The organism is Enterocloster alcoholdehydrogenati (assembly GCF_013282095.1).
GTDB lineage: Bacteria > Bacillota > Clostridia > Lachnospirales > Lachnospiraceae > Enterocloster > Enterocloster alcoholdehydrogenati.
Genome location: NZ_BLTJ01000001.1, coordinates 271145 through 288707, shown reverse-complemented (window position 1 = coordinate 288707; position 17563 = coordinate 271145). Strand labels below are relative to the sequence as shown.

At 50.6% G+C, this 17563-nt stretch carries 13 protein-coding genes; 8 read left to right on the top strand and 5 right to left on the bottom strand.

The genetic code is table 11. The annotated features are described in order from the left end of the window. The first annotated feature begins 1 nt into the window (after position 1). Genes HW447_RS01375 through HW447_RS01365 form a run of 3 tightly spaced genes read left to right on the top strand, consistent with a single transcriptional unit; the run spans position 2 to position 4444 of the window. Positions 2 to 1012, top strand: coding sequence for a polysaccharide biosynthesis protein (locus HW447_RS01375; RefSeq protein ID WP_207714790.1), 1011 nt, complete (start codon positions 2 to 4; stop codon positions 1010 to 1012). Then, positions 1005 to 3080: an HAD family hydrolase gene (locus tag HW447_RS01370; RefSeq protein WP_176253518.1), complete on the top strand. Its 2076-nt coding sequence runs from the start codon at positions 1005 to 1007 to the stop codon at positions 3078 to 3080. The genes HW447_RS01375 and HW447_RS01370 overlap by 8 nt, the downstream gene beginning before the upstream one ends. Positions 3081 to 3139: 59 nt before the next feature. After that, positions 3140 to 4444, top strand: coding sequence for a glycosyltransferase family 2 protein (locus HW447_RS01365; RefSeq protein ID WP_176253517.1), 1305 nt, complete (start codon positions 3140 to 3142; stop codon positions 4442 to 4444). 19 nt (positions 4445 to 4463) lie between these two features. On the opposite strand, the gene HW447_RS01360 is transcribed toward HW447_RS01365, so the two are convergent. The 5 genes from HW447_RS01360 to HW447_RS01340 are packed head-to-tail and all read right to left on the bottom strand — an operon-like array spanning position 4464 to position 10027. After that, positions 4464 to 5423: a C39 family peptidase gene (locus tag HW447_RS01360; RefSeq protein WP_176253516.1), complete on the bottom strand. Its 960-nt coding sequence runs from the start codon at positions 5421 to 5423 to the stop codon at positions 4464 to 4466. Between the two features lie 13 nt (positions 5424 to 5436). After that, positions 5437 to 6519 (bottom strand): protein-glutamate methylesterase/protein-glutamine glutaminase, encoded by a 1083-nt coding sequence (locus HW447_RS01355; RefSeq protein WP_176253515.1) that lies wholly within the window; start codon positions 6517 to 6519, stop codon positions 5437 to 5439. Further along, a complete protein-coding gene (locus HW447_RS01350) occupies positions 6516 to 7361 on the bottom strand; it encodes a CheR family methyltransferase (protein ID WP_176253514.1) in 846 nt (281 codons plus the stop codon). The genes HW447_RS01355 and HW447_RS01350 overlap by 4 nt, the downstream gene beginning before the upstream one ends. Before the next feature lie 10 nt (positions 7362 to 7371). Beyond that, complete coding sequence (locus tag HW447_RS01345) at positions 7372 to 7860, bottom strand: chemotaxis protein CheW (protein WP_176253513.1); 489 nt, start codon at positions 7858 to 7860, stop codon at positions 7372 to 7374. A gap of 13 nt (positions 7861 to 7873) precedes the next feature. Then, positions 7874 to 10027: a chemotaxis protein CheA gene (locus HW447_RS01340; RefSeq protein WP_176253512.1), complete on the bottom strand. Its 2154-nt coding sequence runs from the start codon at positions 10025 to 10027 to the stop codon at positions 7874 to 7876. Positions 10028 to 10220: 193 nt separating this feature from the next. Here HW447_RS01340 and HW447_RS01335 point away from each other — a divergent pair, with 193 nt between their 5' ends. From HW447_RS01335 to HW447_RS01315, 5 genes are all read left to right on the top strand, one after another. After that, positions 10221 to 10904: a ribulose-phosphate 3-epimerase gene (locus HW447_RS01335; RefSeq protein ID WP_176253511.1), complete on the top strand. Its 684-nt coding sequence runs from the start codon at positions 10221 to 10223 to the stop codon at positions 10902 to 10904. Continuing rightward, complete coding sequence (locus HW447_RS01330; protein ID WP_176253510.1) at positions 10901 to 11599, top strand: IspD/TarI family cytidylyltransferase; 699 nt, start codon at positions 10901 to 10903, stop codon at positions 11597 to 11599. Before HW447_RS01335 ends, HW447_RS01330 begins: the two co-directional genes overlap by 4 nt. Continuing rightward, the gene (locus HW447_RS01325) at positions 11596 to 12660 is read left to right on the top strand and encodes a galactitol-1-phosphate 5-dehydrogenase (protein ID WP_243176169.1); all 1065 of its coding nucleotides are present in this window, start codon (positions 11596 to 11598) and stop codon (positions 12658 to 12660) included. Before HW447_RS01330 ends, HW447_RS01325 begins: the two co-directional genes overlap by 4 nt. Positions 12661 to 12774: 114 nt before the next feature. Continuing rightward, positions 12775 to 14553 carry a methyl-accepting chemotaxis protein gene (locus HW447_RS01320; RefSeq protein ID WP_176253509.1) on the top strand — a complete coding sequence of 593 codons (1779 nt, stop codon included), beginning with the start codon at positions 12775 to 12777 and terminating at the stop codon, positions 14551 to 14553. A 111-nt stretch (positions 14554 to 14664) separates the two neighbouring features. Further along, the gene (locus tag HW447_RS01315; protein ID WP_176253508.1) at positions 14665 to 17439 is read left to right on the top strand and encodes an EAL domain-containing protein; all 2775 of its coding nucleotides are present in this window, start codon (positions 14665 to 14667) and stop codon (positions 17437 to 17439) included. The last annotated feature ends 124 nt before the right edge of the window (positions 17440 to 17563 follow it).

Genomic DNA, 17563 nt, shown 5'->3' with positions numbered 1-17563 from the left:
GATGAGTATTTTTACAGATAAAACACTGATGATTACAGGTGGAACGGGATCGTTCGGCCATGCGGTTCTGGATCGTTTTCTGGATACGGATATCGGCGAGATCCGTATATTTTCCAGAGATGAGAAGAAGCAGGACGATATGCGCAGACAGTATAATAATCCCAGGATCAAATATTATCTGGGAGATGTAAGGGATATCCGCAGTATTGAGGACGCGGTAAACGGCGTTGATTTTATTTTCAGCGCAGCGGCCCTAAAGCAGGTTCCCTCTTGTGAGTTTTTTCCCATGGAAGCCGTAAAGACCAATGTGATCGGCACGGAAAACCTGCTGACTGCGGCAATACGTGCCAATGTAAAAAAGGTGATCTGTCTTTCTACAGATAAGGCGGCTTATCCTATTAACGCAATGGGAATCAGCAAGGCCATGATGGAGCGGGTGTTTGTGGCCAAGTCCAGAACTACGGATCGGACACTGATATGCGGCACACGGTACGGCAATGTAATGTGTTCCAGAGGATCGGTGATTCCGCTGTTTATCGATCACATCAAGGCGGGAAAGCCCATTACGGTCACAGACCCGGATATGACCCGTTTCCTGATGAGCCTTGAGGAAGCGGTGGATCTTGTGCTGTTTGCCTTTGAACACGCCCAGCCGGGAGATATCATGGTGCAGAAGGCTCCGGCCTGCACTATCGGAACGCTGGCCCAGGCGGTGCGGGAACTCTTTGGCGATACCAATGAGATCCACTATATCGGCGTCCGTCACGGGGAGAAACGCTCGGAGACGCTGCTTACAAAGGAGGAGTGTCTGCACGCTCAGGATCTTGGGGATTTTTACCGCGTGCCGGCAGACAATCGAGATCTGAATTACGAACAGTATTTTGAGAATGGAAAAACAGAAAAGGCTGCGCTGACTGAATTTACCTCAGACAATACCACAATCTTAAATGTGGAGCAGGTAAAGGAAAAACTACTGTCACTGGAATATGTGAGAAAGGAACTGAATGTCTGACTGGACGGAGGCGCTTGGGAAATATAAGGGAAAAACAGTGGCTGTTTACGGCCTGGGCAAGGCGGCAGAGGAGGTCGCAAAGCAGTTAAAGGGGCAGTTTTTCATTGCAGGGCTCTTAGACAGCTTTCGGGAGAGCGGTTCTCTTTACGGATACGATATACTGGATCTTAACGAGGCTCTCTTAAGAGGAACCGCGTGTATTGTGGCTGCCGCCAGGCCGGGCTCCTGCCGGGCCATCGAGAGGCGCATTGGGGCCTGGTGCAGGCGTCAGGGCGTGGGGCTGGTGGATATGAGAGGAAAGGATCTGCTGGAAAAGCCGCAGGCAGCCTGGAGGTTTCCTGAGAGAAGGGGAAGAAGAAAGGAAGATCTGTCTGAGCTGGCAAGGGGCTGCAGCTGTATCAGCTTCGATTTGTTTGATACGCTGGTGACTAGAAAAACCCTTTATTTCAGTGATTTTTTAGAACTGGTCCGAAGAAAGCTGACGGCACAGGGGATTCAGATACCGGATTTTGCCGAAAAACGGCTGGCCTGTGAACTGGAGCTTTCCAGACAGTATGCGCCCTCTCTTTTGGAGATATATCAAAGGATGAAGGAGCGGTATGGGCTGGAGTGGATGGATTGTGATGCGCTGGCAGAGACAGAGTGGGAGACGGATCTGGAGGTTTTGATGCCAAGAAAAGAAATGTGCAGTATCCTTAAGGACTTTGCGGCTGAAAATAAGCGTCTCTGTATTATTACAGACTCCTACTACGGCAGGAAACAGATCGCGGCAATCCTGGCGGCCTGCGGGATCACAGACTGCAAAGAAGTAATCATATCAAGTGAGCATAAAACTGCAAAGACCCAGGAGCTCTTTGGCCTGTGGAGGGAGCGGATCGGGCAGCAGCCTGCGCTCCATATTGGAGATGATCTGACCGCAGATATCGATTCCGCCGCAAGATGGGGCATCATTCCCTACCGTGTATACAGCGGTCAGGAACTGATGGAGGAAACGGGCTATCTGGGCCTTGGAGAGGAGCTGGATACCTGGAGCGGCCGATGGAAAGCCGGGCTGTTTGCCTCCCGTCTCTTTAACAGCCCCTTTCAGTTTGAAGAGGATGGGGCAGTGGCTGTGACAAGCCCCGGCGATGCCGGTTATATTTTCTTTGCCCCTCTTTTAACCGATTTTGCAAGGTGGCTGGAAAGACGGGTAAGAGAGCAGGGGATCGGTCAGATCCTGTTTGCCGCAAGAGACGGCTATCTGCTTAAAAAGCTGTTTGACCAGCGCTTTGGAGATATTGTTTCCTGCTACTTCCTGACTTCCCGCACCGCTGCCATACGGGCAGGCACAGAACGTTTGGAAGATCTGCGGCTGATAGAGGAGATGCGTTTTAGCGGATCTGTAAGAGAGGAACTCTCCAGCCGGTTCGGGCTTCATCTAGAGGAGGATGCCGGGGCAGGGCGGATGGAGGACTATAAGGAGGCTGTGTTGGAACGCTGTGGCAGGATGCGGGAAAATTACAGGGAATATATTGCTGAACTTGGCTTAAAGAAAGAAAAAACTGCTTTTTTTGATTTTGTGTCAAAGGGTACAAGTCAGTATTTTTTAGAACGGATCCTTGACCTGCCTCTGAAGGGATTTTACTGTATGAGACTGGAAAAGGATGCCCCCTTTGCTCAGAAACTGGAGATCGAAGCGTTCTGCCCGGAGGAAGATAGCTTCTGCCTGGAAAAAGAAAGCGGAAAAACAGGGAGCCTTTATCAGGATTACTACATTCTGGAGGCAGTTCTTACGTCGCCCTTTCCCTCAGTCAGCGAGTTTGATTCAGAGGGCAGGCCGGTTTATGAAAAAGAGCCCAGAAACAGGGATGAGATTGCCTGCATAGAAGAGGTACAGCAGGGAATTATGGAGTATTGGCAGGACAGTTTCACATTTTGTGAGGAAACAGAGGAGCCCATCTTTGACCGTATGGATGAGCGTCTGCTGGCTCTGATCCATCGCATCCGTCTGCTTGGGAACCCCATTTTAGATTTAAAGGTACAGGACCCTTTCTTTGGCCGCATTACCCCGGTGTCAGACCTGATATAGGCCTGACGGGCGTCTGAGGCTCTGGAAGGGGTTATTTCACATTTAAGGAGGACGTTTGAGTGAAAGGATTATCCCAGTGCATGATCGTTAAAAATGAGGAAAAACATATACGCCGGGCGCTTTCCTGGGCTGCGGGCATTGCAAAGGAGCAGATTGTCGTGGATACCGGCAGCACGGACCGCACCGTTGAGATCGCCCGGTCCATGGGGGCGAAGGTGTTTCACTTTCCGTGGGAGGACGATTTTTCTTCTGCCAAAAACTATGCCATCCGTCAGGCGTCCGGCAGCTGGATTGCTTTTCTGGATGCGGATGAATACCTGGATGCAGATGATGCAAAAAAGCTGCCGGGGATCTTAAAGAAATTGTCTCCGGAGCACACGGACGGCATCATGTCAGGCTGGATGCAGTTAGACAGTCGGGGGGAGTTTTTTGCCGGCGCCAGCCAGGTGCGCATTTTTGCCAACAGAAAGGATCTGCGCTACCGCAGAAGAATCCATGAACAGCTTTTCAGCAGTGAGGGACGCCCCCTCCGTCTGGTGGACGGCTCGCAGGAGTTAAGCATATTTCATACCGGATACGCAGATGCTTCGGAGCAAAAAAGCCTGCGTAATCTTCCTCTGATCCAGAAGGAACTCAACGACCACCCAGGGGACTATGAAATGCTGGGATATCTGGGGGATACATACTTTTCCGGCGGTAAGACGGATGAAGCAGAGGAGGCATACCAGAGAGCGGTAAAAGCTATGCCAAAACAGATAGAAGAGGGGGATCAGCGCAGCGCTGTGACCTTCTTAAACCTGCTCCAGATCGCAGACCGGAAAAATGAGCCGGAAAGCAGGGTAAAGGCGCTTTTAGAAGCAGCTCTTTCCAGAAGAGAGCTTCAAAAGGACGCGGATTTCGATTATCTGATGGGGCGGTGGTATCTTGCAAGACAGCGTTTTAAGGAGGCGCTCCCATTCCTTCTTAGTGCAGCAGAAAAATTGGAAAAATATGGTAATTTCAATCGTTCCATGTATACTGCGGCAGGGCTTAAGGATATCTTTGAACAGACAGCCCTATGCTGGATGAAGGAAGGCAATTTAAATGAAGCCGTCCGCCAGTCAACCGCTGTATTGAAGGCAGATCCCTGGTCCTTTTTGGCCTTGTGCGTACTGATGGAAAGCTTTCACAGCGGAAAGGTAGAGGCTGGACAGGCATACGATTTCCTGAGCCGGTTTTATGATGTAAGCAGCTTAAAAAGCAGGATCTTCCTTCTGAGGGCAGTGAAACAGGCCAAATGGGAAGAACTGGAAAAGAAACTTCATGGGCTTTTATCCAGAGAAGAGCTTGCCTGCTTTGAGCGTTCTATGGAGAAGCAGGAGTAAAAAAATGGGCCGCAGCCAGTTACAGGCTGACGGCCCATAAAGGAGCGCCATTGTCATAGACTTTTTTCAGTTCGCCCATCAAAAGCCCCAGATCCCAGGAACGGGTGGTGTTTTCAAAGCTGTTGGGGTCTGCGATGGATACCGTTCCATCTCCCAGAAACTGGGTGATGATGATGAAGTGTCCATTCTGGGTAAGGCTCCCCTTTCCCATAAGGGCTACCAGCACATGGCCGGAATTAAGCAGGGCGGCGGCATTGGCCGGAGAACGGTCTTTGACAGATTCTACCTTTAATCCGTAGGCGGTAAGCGCCTTTGGGATCAGTGAGTGGTAGGAACCGCTCTGGCGGGCATAGCAGCCGTTTTGAACCGCCCATTGAGCCATTTCCACCGGTGTTGCATCTATCTGCTGGGGAGAAAGGCTGTGTACCAGCATTGCAACAGTGGTAGGGCCGCAGCCGTAGGTGCTCATGGGATCGGAGCCGCCGTAGAGGTAACTGCCCCAGCGGTCATCGCTCTGGTTATAATAGATCATGGGGCCCAGGCTGGTGCCTAAAATTGAAGTATAGACAGAACCGGCGTCCTGTCCGGTACTTTGCTCCATATCAAGATCAGCGGCCTGTCCTTTTTCCGGTTTTATTTCAAGCGGCGTCTGATCGGCCAGCTTTTGGCTGGAGGGTGCCTGCTGCGTCCCGGGTTTTGCTGGAGGCTCCCGGTGTCGGGCTGCCAGAGACTGAAACGAGGAGCCGGCCCTTGCAGCGCTTGTCTGCACCCATGCAATTCCCTGTTTTATATGGGCGGCTGCCTGTCCGGGAAAGGCCGGAAAGAAATAGAGTATCAGGCTGGCGGCCAGACAAAAGGCGGCCAGACCTGCTCCTGTAGTAAGAAGGCGGCGCAGACGGCGTTCCTGTTGGGCGGGGGAAACCGATGGTTTCTCCCGCTTTTTTGCCGGGCTCCTTTGAGAGCCTACGCGTTTCTTCATGAAAAAGACCTCCTCAGGAAAGGGACAGACGGCCAAGCACGGCCTGTCCTATGGCATTTAAGGGAAGCTGCCGGCACACTGCGCCGATCTTCCAGGCTTCCATCGGCATACCGTATACAACACAGCTGTTTTTATCCTGTCCAATGGTAAATGCTCCATTTTTGCGCATTCTGAGAAGGCCGGCGGCCCCGTCTGCTCCCATACCGGTAAGCAGAACGCCGATGGCGCGGTCGCGGACGTGCATGGCCACAGAATCAAAGAGCACGTCTACGGAAGGCCGGTGGCCGTTTACCTTTTCGCCGGGAAGAACGCTGACGGAATAGGAATTTCCCAGGGGAACGACCCGCATCTGCATTCCACCGGGGGCTAAAAGGATCCGTCCGGGCTGGATGTGATCTCCGTTTTTGGCTTCCCTGACTTCCATGGCACAGAGGCGGTTCAGGCGCTCTGCATACATGGAGGTAAAACCGGCAGGCATATGCTGAGTGACCACAACTCCCGGAGTGTTGACAGGAAAACGCCTCACCACCTCAAGGATCGCCTCTGTGCCGCCGGTGGAAGCGCCGATGGCGATGACGGGAGCGGAACCGTTTCTGCCCCCTGACTGCGGTGTCCCTCCCGGAATGGAAACAGGCTTTCCCAAAGAACGCGGGGAGGGAATTGATTCTTTTTTCTCTCTCACAGGCGTAGAGGGCAGATGAACATTTGCCTTTGCCGCCATGGCCAGCTTGGATTTTAAGGTACTTAAAAAAATCTCCCGGGAAAGGCCGCTTTGTGCATCCGGTTTTCGCACAAAGTCCACCGCCCCGGCCTCCAGTGCCTCAAATACCCTCAGATTCAATGAAGAAACTAAAATCACGGGGATCGGATGGCGGGGCAGAAACTGTTTTAAAAATTCAATTCCCGACATACCGGGCATTTCTATATCCAGGGTCAGCAGATCTGGCTTAAGAAGAGGGATCTTTGTCTGCGCGTCCATGGCGTTGACCGCAAAGCCCACTACCTCAAAGCGCGGATCGGCAGACAAAGACTGGATAAGCCAGCCGCGAAAAAGTGCGGAATCGTCAATAATCATGATTCGGATGGACTGCGTCATGAAACGTCACCTCCCTGGGGCCGCGGCGCGACTATTTTCTGATAAATGGCGGGAAAGAGATAGTGATAAGGGCAGTTCTCTTTATCCAGTCCCTCCGAGTGTCCGATAAAAAAATAGCCTCCGGGAACCGTAGCGTGATAGAAACGCTCCACCAGGGCTTCCTTTGTGGGACGGTCAAAATAGATCATGACGTTCCGGCAGAAGATGAGATCGAACTTCCGCTTAAAACGGATGGGCTCCATGAGGTTAAAGGGGCGGAAGATCACATTCTGGCGCAGTTCGGAAGATACTGTAAAGCGTCCGTCTCCCACAGGCACAAAATATTTTTCTCTCCAGAGGGCGGGAAGTTCCTTAAGCGCCTCAGAACTGTAGAAGGGATTGCGGGCCGATTCCAGGATATCCTGGGAAATGTCCGTGGCCAGGATGCGGGTATCCCAGTTTCCGGGAAGCGCGGAAAAATATTCCTTCAGATACATGGAAATGGTATAGGGTTCTTCCCCGGAAGAACAGCCTGCGCTCCAGATGGACAGGGAGCGGTCGGAAGCGTGCCGGGCTGCAAGCTCCGGCAGCACAGTCTGTTTCAGGAAGTTAAAATGTTCCTTTTCCCTGAGAAAATAGGTGTAATTGGTTGTAAGACGGTCCAGCATGGCAGAAATCATCTCCGGATGGCGTCCGGAGATGATTTCATCGGTGTATTGGGAAAAACTCTGATAACCGTCATGGATCAGCATATTTGTCAGCCGGCTGGAAATCAGCTGCTTTTTTTTGCTGAGGTCAATACCGTAATGGGTTTTGATGTAGGTATAAAGACGGGTAAAATCCGTGTCGGTCAATGGCAGCATGGTATCCTCCTTACATTTCCGCCCGCAGATCCTGCTTCCCGGCCAGGGCGTAGCAGTCAAAGGACATGATCACGCTGCCGTCATCCATAGTCACCATACCGTCAAGAAGCTTCTGGCGGCGTTTGATGGGAATAGGGCGCACATTTTTGAGATCAATATCCACTACCTGGCGCACCGAATCCACTACGATGCCAATGGGGATTTCTTCTACGTTCAGCACAATGATACAGGTTTTGCTGGTGTATTCGAGAGCGGGCTTTCCCATGCTCAGACGGATATCCACCACCGGAAGAATCTGGCCCCTGAGGTTTAAAATGCCCTGTACATGGGCGGGAACCAGGGGGAGTCTGGTGATGGAGCAGTCATTGATGATCTCAGTCACATAGTTGGTGCTTAAAAAGAGGGTGAGCCCTCCTGATTCAAAGGTAAGGCAGCGCTCGATCGAGGAAGCTTCCTCAGAGACTGCCGTTTCTGTTAGGATCTCGTTCTGTTCAGCCATAGATTTCCTCCTGTTATGCGTTTTCAATGGCAGCCGTATAAAGGCTGGCAATATCTAAGATCAGGCTGATATTTCCGTCGCCCAGGATGGTACAGCCGATGATGCCGGAATCTTTTAATCCAAAATCATTCAGATAAGAGGGAAGCGGCTTTACGACTACCTGCTGTTCACCGATCAGATCGTCCACGAACAGGCAGTAGGAACGGTCATTTGCCTCTACCCACAAAAGGATTCCATCCTCCATATTTGTGACCTGGGCGTCCAGGCCATAGAACTGGTGCAGGCGGATGATGGGGTAGAAGCAGTCCATGCGCTCAACCATCTCATTGCCGTATTCATCCAGTATGATCTGGTCATTCTTTACCTTAAAGGACTGACGGATATTGGCAATGGGGATGGTGAAAATGGAGTCTCCTACCGTGACCTTCATTCCATCTACGATAGCCAGAGTCAGAGGGATTTTCAGGGTAATGGTGGTGCCATGGCCGGTCTCGCTGGAAATAGCGATGGTTCCGCCTACGGATTCCACATTTTTCTTTACAACGTCCATTCCCACCCCGCGGCCGGAGTATTCGGTTACCTCCTGGTTGGTGGAAAAGCCCGGAAGCATGATAAGCCCAAGGGCTTCCTTGCGGCTGTATTCGCTCTCCGGCTTGGTGAGAAGCCCTTTTTCCCTCGCTTTCTTAAGCAGACGGTCGGGATCCATGCCGTAGCCGTCGTCTGCAATGGAAATCACGACTTCGCTGCTGGTATGAGAAGCGGAAAGGATGATCTCGCCCTGAGGATCCTTCCCCGCAGCAATACGCTCTGCCTCTGTCTCCTCGATCCCGTGATCCATGCTGTTGCGGACAATGTGCATGATAGGATCCTGGATGCTGTCTACGATTGTCTTGTCCACCTCGGTATCCTCACCGATGATGGTCAGACGCACGTCCTTATTAAGGCTCTGTTTCATATCCCTTACGATACGGTTCATCTTCTGGAATACGCCGGAAATAGGCACCATCCGCAGAGACATGGCAATATCCTGCAGATCGTCCGTAAGCTTGCGCAGCTGACGGGCCGATTTCATGAAATTGTCCAGGTTATCCCTGGGAAGCAGCTTAAGTTCAGGGGAGGAGGTTACCATAGACTCTGTAATCACGATTTCTCCCACAATGTCCATGAGATTGTTTAATTTTGTCAGGTTGACGCTGATAAGGCTCTGCTTTACCGGAGCATGGGCGGGCTTAGGAACGGGCGTTCCCTTGGAAGTGCGCTCAGAAGCCCCGGAGGGGGAATGAACCGGAGCGGGGGAAGCGCCTTCGCCTGCTGTTTGAGAAACGTCGGCCCTGGAGCCGCCGTCTTTAGAAACTGAGGAATGCGTATCCTTTTCATTCTCCTCTTCATCCGTCTCCGGTACATCGGCCAGCTCATAGGAACGGATATGATTCTGACTTTTTAAAACATCCTCTGCTCTGGATGCGGCCTCACGGCTGTCAAAGGCCATAAAAAAGCCGTCCTCTGCGATGACTCCGGCCGTCTCTGAATTGCTGTCCATGTCAGAAGGGTAGCAGCGGAATTCTACATCGCACTCCTTTACCGCATTGACAATCATGTAGGCCCGCAGGTTTTCCATTCCGATCCCTTCTTCAAGGAAGATATGAAGAAAACACCTGGCTTTCGCATCCTCAGGGAAACCGGGCAGAGATTTGCCGGAAGGGGAAGTTTCATGCTCTGCTTTTTCCTTCTGGTGAGGAGCATCAGAAGAGGAGGCGCTGATTTTTTGCAGGAACCCATTGATCTCATTTGCGAATGCATCGATATCCTGAGAGAGGGGAACGCCCTGCTCCACCTTTTCAATCTCGCTTCTTAAATAATCTTCAGAGCGGAACATGAGGTTAAAAAGCTCTTTTTTATGTTCCTGATCCAGAGATTCAATCCCCTTTTCCCGAATATAAAAGAACACATCCTCTATATGATGGGCAATGGTGGAAATAGAATTAAACTCCATCATGGCGGAAGAGCCCTTGATGGTGTGCATGATACGGAAGATTTCATTTACGTCATCTGAGGAAAAATCTCCATTTTTCTCATCTGCCACCAGCAGCTCGTCTAACTGGTCCAGCAGATTGTTTTCTTCGTACAGGTATGTGTCCAAAAGGCTGTTATCCATACCGTTACTCATAGTGTACACCGCCTTTACGCTTAAATTTTAGGTTTCACTGCCTTCTTATCTTATCGGCTGGATCTGAAAATAAATAAGGAAATTTTGCAAAAACCCTCCGGGAGAAATTATAAAATGGAGGAATGAGCCGATATTACTAAAAGAGATCAGACCGCAGGTACAGGCGGATGAAATACAGGGAGGAGAAACCACAATGAAGCTTGAACTGACAGCGTCCATGATGTGCGCTTCCTACGGGAATCTGGAAAAAGAGGTGCGTGATCTGGAAGAAGGGGGAATTGATTCCTTTCATATTGATATTATGGACGGACGCTATGTTCCGAACTTTGCCATGTCATTAAACGATATGGCTTTTATTGCGTCTGCGTCTGAAAAACCGCTGGATGTGCATTTGATGATTGAACATCCCTGCAATAATATTCACCTTTTTCTGGAGCGTCTGCGGCCCGGCGACACAGTTTATATCCATCCGGAAGCGGAGTACCACCCATCTACTACCTTGCAGAAAATCATCGACGCCGGTATGGTTCCCGGCATTGCCATCAATCCGGGAACCAGTGTGGAAACCGTGATTGAGATGCTGCGGATTGTAAAGAAGGTGCTGGTTATGTCTGTAAATCCCGGGAATGCAGGTCAGATGTACCTTCCCTATGTAGGTAAGAAGATCGACCGCCTTCTGTTGATGAAGGAGGAGATGGACATTCAGGTATTTTGGGACGGAGCCTGCAGTATGGACAAGATCCTTAAGTATGCGCCCAAAGGGATGGATGGTTTTGTTCTTGGAACCACGCTCTTGTTTGGGAAGGGGCGTCCCTACAGGGAACTTCTGTCACAGATACGCAGTCAGATTTCTGAAGGAGAGGAGAGATGGATATGAACCGGACAGTTATACTGGCAGGCGGTGCCGGAACACGGATGGGCGGCTGTGTGCCGAAACAGTTTATTAATGTCAATGGAAAGCCGCTGCTCCAGTACAGTCTGGAGGCCGTCAGAGACTGCGAGTGTGCAGGAGAGGTGTGGATCGTCGCAGGAGAGCCGTGGAGAGGGGCCGTGGAGAGGATGATAAAGGAAGCGGGAATCAGCAGCCGTTTCCGGGGGTTTTGCGACCCCGGCCCGGAACGTCAGGTATCTGTGATGAATGCCCTGACAGAACTTATGAAAGAGGAAACAGCGGAAAATTCGTATGTGATGGTCCATGACGGCGCCAGGCCCTTGGTAAGCGGTGAATTGATACGCCGCTGCTTTGAGGCTGCGGCCGGACGGGATGGGGCGGTTCCGGTGCTGCCGGTAAGAGATACCGTCTATCGGATGGAGGACGGGCGTTTGTCAGGCCTTTTAAAACGGGATCAGCTGGCAGCGGGACAGGCACCGGAGGTATTTCGTTTAAAACCTTATTATGATGCGAACCTGGCTTTGATGCCGGATCAGATCATGAGGATCCGGGGATCAGCGGAACCGGCGGTGCTGGCCGGTATGGATATCGTGGTCATACCGGCAGATGAGAGAAATATTAAGATCACCACCCAGGAGGATCTGGCTTATTTAAGGTATCTGTTAGGAGGAAATGTATGAAAGAAACCATGAAGGCCTATGTGCTGGAAGGGCCGGGACGTTTATGCTTTAAGGACGTTCCTGTTCCCGAGCCGAGACCGGACGAGGTGCTCATAAAGGTGATGGCAGCGGGTATCTGTGGTTCGGATATCCCCCGCATCTGCCGCACAGGCGCTCACCGCCATCCTCTGATTCCCGGACATGAGTTTGCCGGGATCGTGGAGAGAACCGGATCAGAGGTGTCGGGGCACTGGATCGGAAAGCGGGTGGGCGTGTTTCCGTTAAAGCCCTGCTTTTCCTGCAGCTGCTGCCGAAAAGGCCAGTATGAGCTGTGCAGGGAGTATGACTATCTCGGCTCAAGGTGCGACGGCGGTTTTGGGGAGTATACAGCGGTTCCTGAATGGAATCTGATTGAGCTGCCGGATCTGGTTTCCTTTGAGCAGGCGGCCATGCTGGAGCCTATGGCGGTAGCGGTTCATAATATTCGCCGTATAGGACTGAAAAAGGAGGAGACGGCGCTTGTTCTGGGGCTTGGAACCATCGGGCTCTGCCACCTGCTTTTTCTGATGGAGGCAGGACAGGAGCAGATTCTGGCAGTGGGGAACAGAGCGCTGCAAAAACGGCTTGCGAAGGAGGCCGGACTGCCAGAAGAAGCATATATGGACAGCAAACAGCGCGATATTATTTCCTGGGTTATGGAGCAGACCGGCGGTGCAGGCGCAGATGCAAGCTTTGAGTGTGTGGGCCGGCCGCAGACGGCTGTGGCTGCCGTGGACAGTCTGGGAGCGGGCGGCAGAGCTGCTCTGGTTGGAAATCCGTCCTCTGACATCCTGTTTCCGGCAGAGGTATATGGTAAGCTGCTGAGAAAACAGCTGACAGTGAAGGGAAGCTGGAATTCCTCTTTCTGTCATCACAGGGAAGATGACTGGCATTATGTACTGGAACGGGTGAGCCAGAACCGGGTGGCTCCTCAGCGTCTGATTACCCACAGGCTGTCCTTTGAAGAGCTGGAGAAAGGGATATGCATCATGAGGGACAAGACAGAAGAATATGTCAAGATTATGCTCATGGGAAATGAGTAAGACTGCCTGAAAGAGGCAGCGGATTCATTTTTTATCTGCCTTATCAATCCCTGCTTTCTGCCGATAAATAAACTGATAAGAATTCTTAACACATACTAAGGAGAGGAATGAACAATGAAAAATCGAAAGATGAGTCAGAAGATCACCATAGCCTTCGGCACCGTGATTGCGTGTTTTCTGGTTACAGTGGCGGCAATGTTTTATGGAATGTCCACAATCAGCAGGAGCTATGTGAAGTTTCACGATCAGAGCTATCAGGCGCTGATGCACACCTATGAGATCCGCGTAAACCTGCAGGCTGCTTTAAAGAATCTGGGGCTGGCGGTCATATCCGATACCTCTGAGGATTCCAGCAAGTACGGCCAGCTGGCTCAGGAATATGTAGATGAGATGACCAAGTCTCTGGACTGGCTGAAATCGAATTACAAGGGAGACCAGACACTGATCAATCAGTTCAGCGCTCAGATTGCGGATGCAACGTCTCTGCGCACACAGATTGTGGAGCTGACCTCCAGAGGGGATTCCTTCTCAGACAGTCAGTCCAGCAAGCTTTTGATGGAACAGTATAATCCGCTGATCGAAGAGGCGACGGAAAATCTGCAGACATTTGCAGATCAGGTAGAGGAGGCCAGCAATAAGGAATACAACACTTCCATGGTAACGCGCAATATTCTTTATGTAGTTGCCGTAGTTATTATCATTGCTGCCCTTGTGATCACCTGCATCATGGCTCTTGCGCTGATCCGTGCGGTTGTTAATCCTGTAAAGCAGCTCCAGAAGGCCATGAATGATATGGAGAGGGGAAGTCTTGATATTGAAGTGGACTATGAGGCAGAAGACGAGCTGGGTATGCTTGTGCGTGATCTGAGGATCGTTGTTAACTTCCTTAAGGGCGTCGTTGCTGATGAGGATCATATGCTCAACGAATTCAGCAAGGGGAACTTCAATGTAAATTCCTCCATGGAGAAAGAATACCGCGGTGTTTACGTATCTATTTATGAGTCCATGATCCGCCTGAGAGACAACTTAAACAGCACTCTGGCCAACGTAACACAGTCCGCCGATCAGGTGGCAGCCGGTTCTGACCAGGTATCTTCCGGAGCGCAGGCCCTGTCTCAGGGCGCTACGGAGCAGGCATCCTCTGTGGAGGAACTTGCGGCTACTATCAACGAGATCTCCGACAATGTGGAGAAGAATGCACAGAACGCAAAGACTGCAAGCGATATGGCAGACGCAGTCAAGGCACAGGCAGGAGAAAGCCGTCAGCGGATGCAGGAGATGCTGGCTGCCATGTCAGACATCAGTGACAGCTCGAGCGAGATCGGGAAGATCATCAAGACCATCGAGGATATCGCATTCCAGACCAATATCCTGGCGCTGAATGCAGCCGTAGAGGCGGCCCGTGCCGGCGCGGCAGGAAAGGGATTTGCGGTAGTGGCAGATGAGGTGCGCAACCTGGCAGGCAAATCGGCAGAGGCATCCAAGAATACCTCGTCCCTGATTGAAGGTTCTCTTCACGCGGTAGAGCGCGGTACGCGCATCGCCAATGATACGGCCAAGGCCCTGGATCAGCTGACCGAAGGAGTGCAGAATGTGGCTCAGACCATCGAGGAGATCTCAACTGCCAGCGAGTCCCAGGCAGAATCTGTAAAGCAGGTGAACGAGGGAATTGGACAGATCTCAAGCGTTGTTCAGAGCAACTCCGCTACGGCTGAGGAAAGCGCCGCTGCCAGCGAGGAGCTGTCCAGTCAGGCTCAGATCTTAAAAGACCTGGTAGGACGTTTCGCACTGAGAAATACATCTGAGACAGATCTGCCTTCACAGCAGCATACAGTTTCTGATTTTGACAGTAATTTATCATATGGAGCAGATGAATACAGTGATAAATACTAAGTAATATATCTATATCTGAAATGCCTGGAGTGGTTTGGAATCACAATCATACTGCTTACAGGCATTTTTTGATAATATTGGTCAGATCCTATTAAAAAGGCGGACGAATGGATGGAGCATACAACGGATACGATAGAACAGTATTCAGAATGGATCAAATTCCTGGAAGGAACCACAGAAGATTATTTGTTTATCCTGAATATAACCACAGAAGAAATTTATTTTCCCGGTAAAATTTGTGAAACGTATAATCTGCCATGCAGTAAAAATAACCGGTACTGCATCAAGGATTTTGAAAAGATTGTATACAGCAGGGATTATGGGGAAGTAAAAAATGCATGGGAACAGATAAAACATGGGACAGTCACAGAATTTAATACAGAATGTCGCCTGATTGACCGGAACGGAGACAGGATCTGGGTCAGTGTCAGAGGAAAATCCCGCTTAGAGAAAAATGGAACGTCAGAGGTGGTGATTGGAAGGATATCAGACACCGTTTTTGAACATAAGGTGGACTCTCTGACAGGGCTTCTCAACGGGGAATGTTTTTACCGGGATATAGAAAAGTTAGAAAAAGCAGGAAAAAAGGGATACCTCCTGATGCTTGGAGTAGATGAGCTCCAGGCCATCAACATGAAATATGGCAGAGGCTATGGGAATTATATTTTAAAAACCATCACAGCCATGATGGAGGAGGTTGTAGATCCATCCTATAAAATTTATCGGCTGGACGGAGACCGCTATGCCGTAAATCTGGAAGCGCAGAGGAGAAAAACAGTGGAGGAACTCTATACGTCGCTTCAGGAAAAGCTGGATCCTTATTGTACGGTATCAGGCGGCGCGGTCGCCTATGGCGAAAGAACAGAGGAAACCATAGAAACAGCGGAGATTCTGTACCAGTACGCAGAGACGGCGCTGGACCGCGCCAAGCGGTACGGAAAAAACAAACTGGTCTTTTTCTCGCCGGAAGATTATGAAAAAAGGCTGGATATCATCGATCTGCAGGAGGAACTAAGGGAATGTATCAAGTATGATTTTTTTGGATTTTATCTGTGCTATCAGCCGCAGATACAGCAGAAGGACTACAGCGTCTTTGGAGCAGAGGCTCTTCTCAGGTACAGTTCCCCTACCCGCGGAACCATCAGCCCTGAAATATTTATTCCCATCCTGGAACAGACCGACATGATGATACCGGTGGGAAAATGGGTGCTGGAGACGGCTTTAAAGCAGTGTAAACTCTGGAGAGAAACGCTGCCCAATTTCCATATAAGCGTAAATGTTTCCTACGTCCAGATGCGCAGCGAGGAGATCACGGGAATGGTGCTGGAACTGCTCAAAAAGACGGGACTGCCCGGCAGCTGCCTTACCCTGGAGATGACGGAAAGTATGCAGCTGCAGAATTACCAGTATTTTAACCGGATCTTTTACACATGGAAGAAACATGGGATACAGATCGCCATTGATGACTTCGGCACAGGATATTCCAGCCTGGGATATCTAAAAAGCATGGAAATCAATGAGGTAAAAATAGACCGCTGTTTTGTAAACAGGATCCAGCACAGCGCCTATAACTGCCGGCTGATCAGCAATATGATTGAACTGGCCCACAGCGCGCAGATCCGTGTCTGCTGCGAGGGGGTGGAAACAGAAGAGGAGCTTTCGGTCTTAAAGGAGATGGAACCGGATCTCTATCAGGGCTATTTGTTTGCGAAACCCTATGAGACCGGAGAGTTTGAAGAATACTATATAAAGGAGGACAGCCCCCGCTATAAAGACTGCAGGGAGCGCCAGAAGCATTTCATGGAACTCTCCTGCACCGGGAAAGAGAGGAACATACCTGAGGCAGAGGAACAGGAAAACATGGAGATTATCGTGGAGTCGATGGATGAAATCGTTTTTGTCAGCGACATTGACAGCTATGAGCTCTATTATATAAATCCTGCCGGACGCAGATTTACGGGAATCCGCGACTATAAGGGAATGAAATGCTATAACGTGATCCAGGGGCGCAAGGAGCCCTGTGAATTCTGTACAAACAGTAAGATCAGCAATGAAAAATTCTATTTGTGGGAGCAGGAAAATACCTTTCTGGGACGTCATTTTCTGCTTAAAGACAAGCTGATTTCATGGAAAGGAAAAAAAGCCCGCCTTGAGATCGCCATCGATATCACAGACAGAGAGTATGTAAGCGAGGATATTCAGTCGAAGCTGGATTTTGGGACAAATGTGGTATCCTGCATCAGACTGCTGGCGGATGGCTCCAGTGTGTCAGAGGGAATAGGGAAGGGACTGCAGTCCATCGGGGAATTTTACAGAGCGGACCGCGCGTATATGCTGACGGCTGATAAGGGGGGAGCTTTCTGGAACTGTGCCTTTGAATGGTGCGGGGATGGCATTCTTTCAGGAAAGGAAGAACTTCAGAATATCCCGTCCCATGCTCTGCACAGATGGGTGGAAGAATTTAATAAAGGAGAGCCGTCTGTGGTTTTGAATCTGGATTCAATACGAAAGGACTGCCCGGAGGTATGGGAGATCATGAGCCGCAGGGGAACCCGCCGCCTGCTTGCCGCGCCGGTTAAAAAAGATAAAAAAATAGTCGGCTTGATCGGCATAGACAATCCCCGTCACTGCCATAAAGATGTTTCTGAACTTTGCATTATGGCATATCTTCTGAGAAACCAGGCAGGTAATGAAGATACTGCCCCTGGTGCCGGTTGTTTGGGAGAGATTGATGGTTTGGTTATTGGAACTTGGGGGGGGGGGTATAAAGAAACCATTAAGAATACGCCGGGTAACGAGGTGAGGGAACACCGGATGGAGGGGAAATTTCCGGCGCGGCACTGTCTGCAGGGAGCCGCGCCGCGGTACAGAGACCACGTCCACTGACCTGCTGAAACGATCCGGCAAAAGGAGCAGTCTCTGGCGGCTGTGGTCTTAAGCGTATCTTTCGCATTGCGGTTTTGCGGCGTCTATGCTATAATCCAAGAAATGTAAAGGTATAAAGCAATGA

Excerpts from the sequence above, each read along its gene's own strand:
- HW447_RS01345 (WP_176253513.1), bottom strand. The coding sequence starts at position 7,860 with ATGGCTGAACAGAACGAGATCCTAACAGAAACGGCAGTCTCTGAGGAA.
- HW447_RS01320 (WP_176253509.1), top strand. The coding sequence starts at position 12,775 with ATGAAAAATCGAAAGATGAGTCAGAAGATCACCATAGCCTTCGGCACC.
- HW447_RS01350 (WP_176253514.1), bottom strand. The coding sequence starts at position 7,361 with ATGCTGCCATTGACCGACACGGATTTTACCCGTCTTTATACCTACATC.
- HW447_RS01375 (WP_207714790.1), top strand. The coding sequence starts at position 2 with ATGAGTATTTTTACAGATAAAACACTGATGATTACAGGTGGAACGGGA.
- HW447_RS01355 (WP_176253515.1), bottom strand. The coding sequence starts at position 6,519 with ATGACGCAGTCCATCCGAATCATGATTATTGACGATTCCGCACTTTTT.
- HW447_RS01315 (WP_176253508.1), top strand. The coding sequence starts at position 14,665 with ATGGAGCATACAACGGATACGATAGAACAGTATTCAGAATGGATCAAA.
- HW447_RS01360 (WP_176253516.1), bottom strand. The coding sequence starts at position 5,423 with ATGAAGAAACGCGTAGGCTCTCAAAGGAGCCCGGCAAAAAAGCGGGAG.
- HW447_RS01370 (WP_176253518.1), top strand. The coding sequence starts at position 1,005 with ATGTCTGACTGGACGGAGGCGCTTGGGAAATATAAGGGAAAAACAGTG.
- HW447_RS01325 (WP_243176169.1), top strand. The coding sequence starts at position 11,596 with ATGAAAGAAACCATGAAGGCCTATGTGCTGGAAGGGCCGGGACGTTTA.
- HW447_RS01330 (WP_176253510.1), top strand. The coding sequence starts at position 10,901 with ATGAACCGGACAGTTATACTGGCAGGCGGTGCCGGAACACGGATGGGC.
- HW447_RS01340 (WP_176253512.1), bottom strand. The coding sequence starts at position 10,027 with ATGAGTAACGGTATGGATAACAGCCTTTTGGACACATACCTGTACGAA.
- HW447_RS01335 (WP_176253511.1), top strand. The coding sequence starts at position 10,221 with ATGAAGCTTGAACTGACAGCGTCCATGATGTGCGCTTCCTACGGGAAT.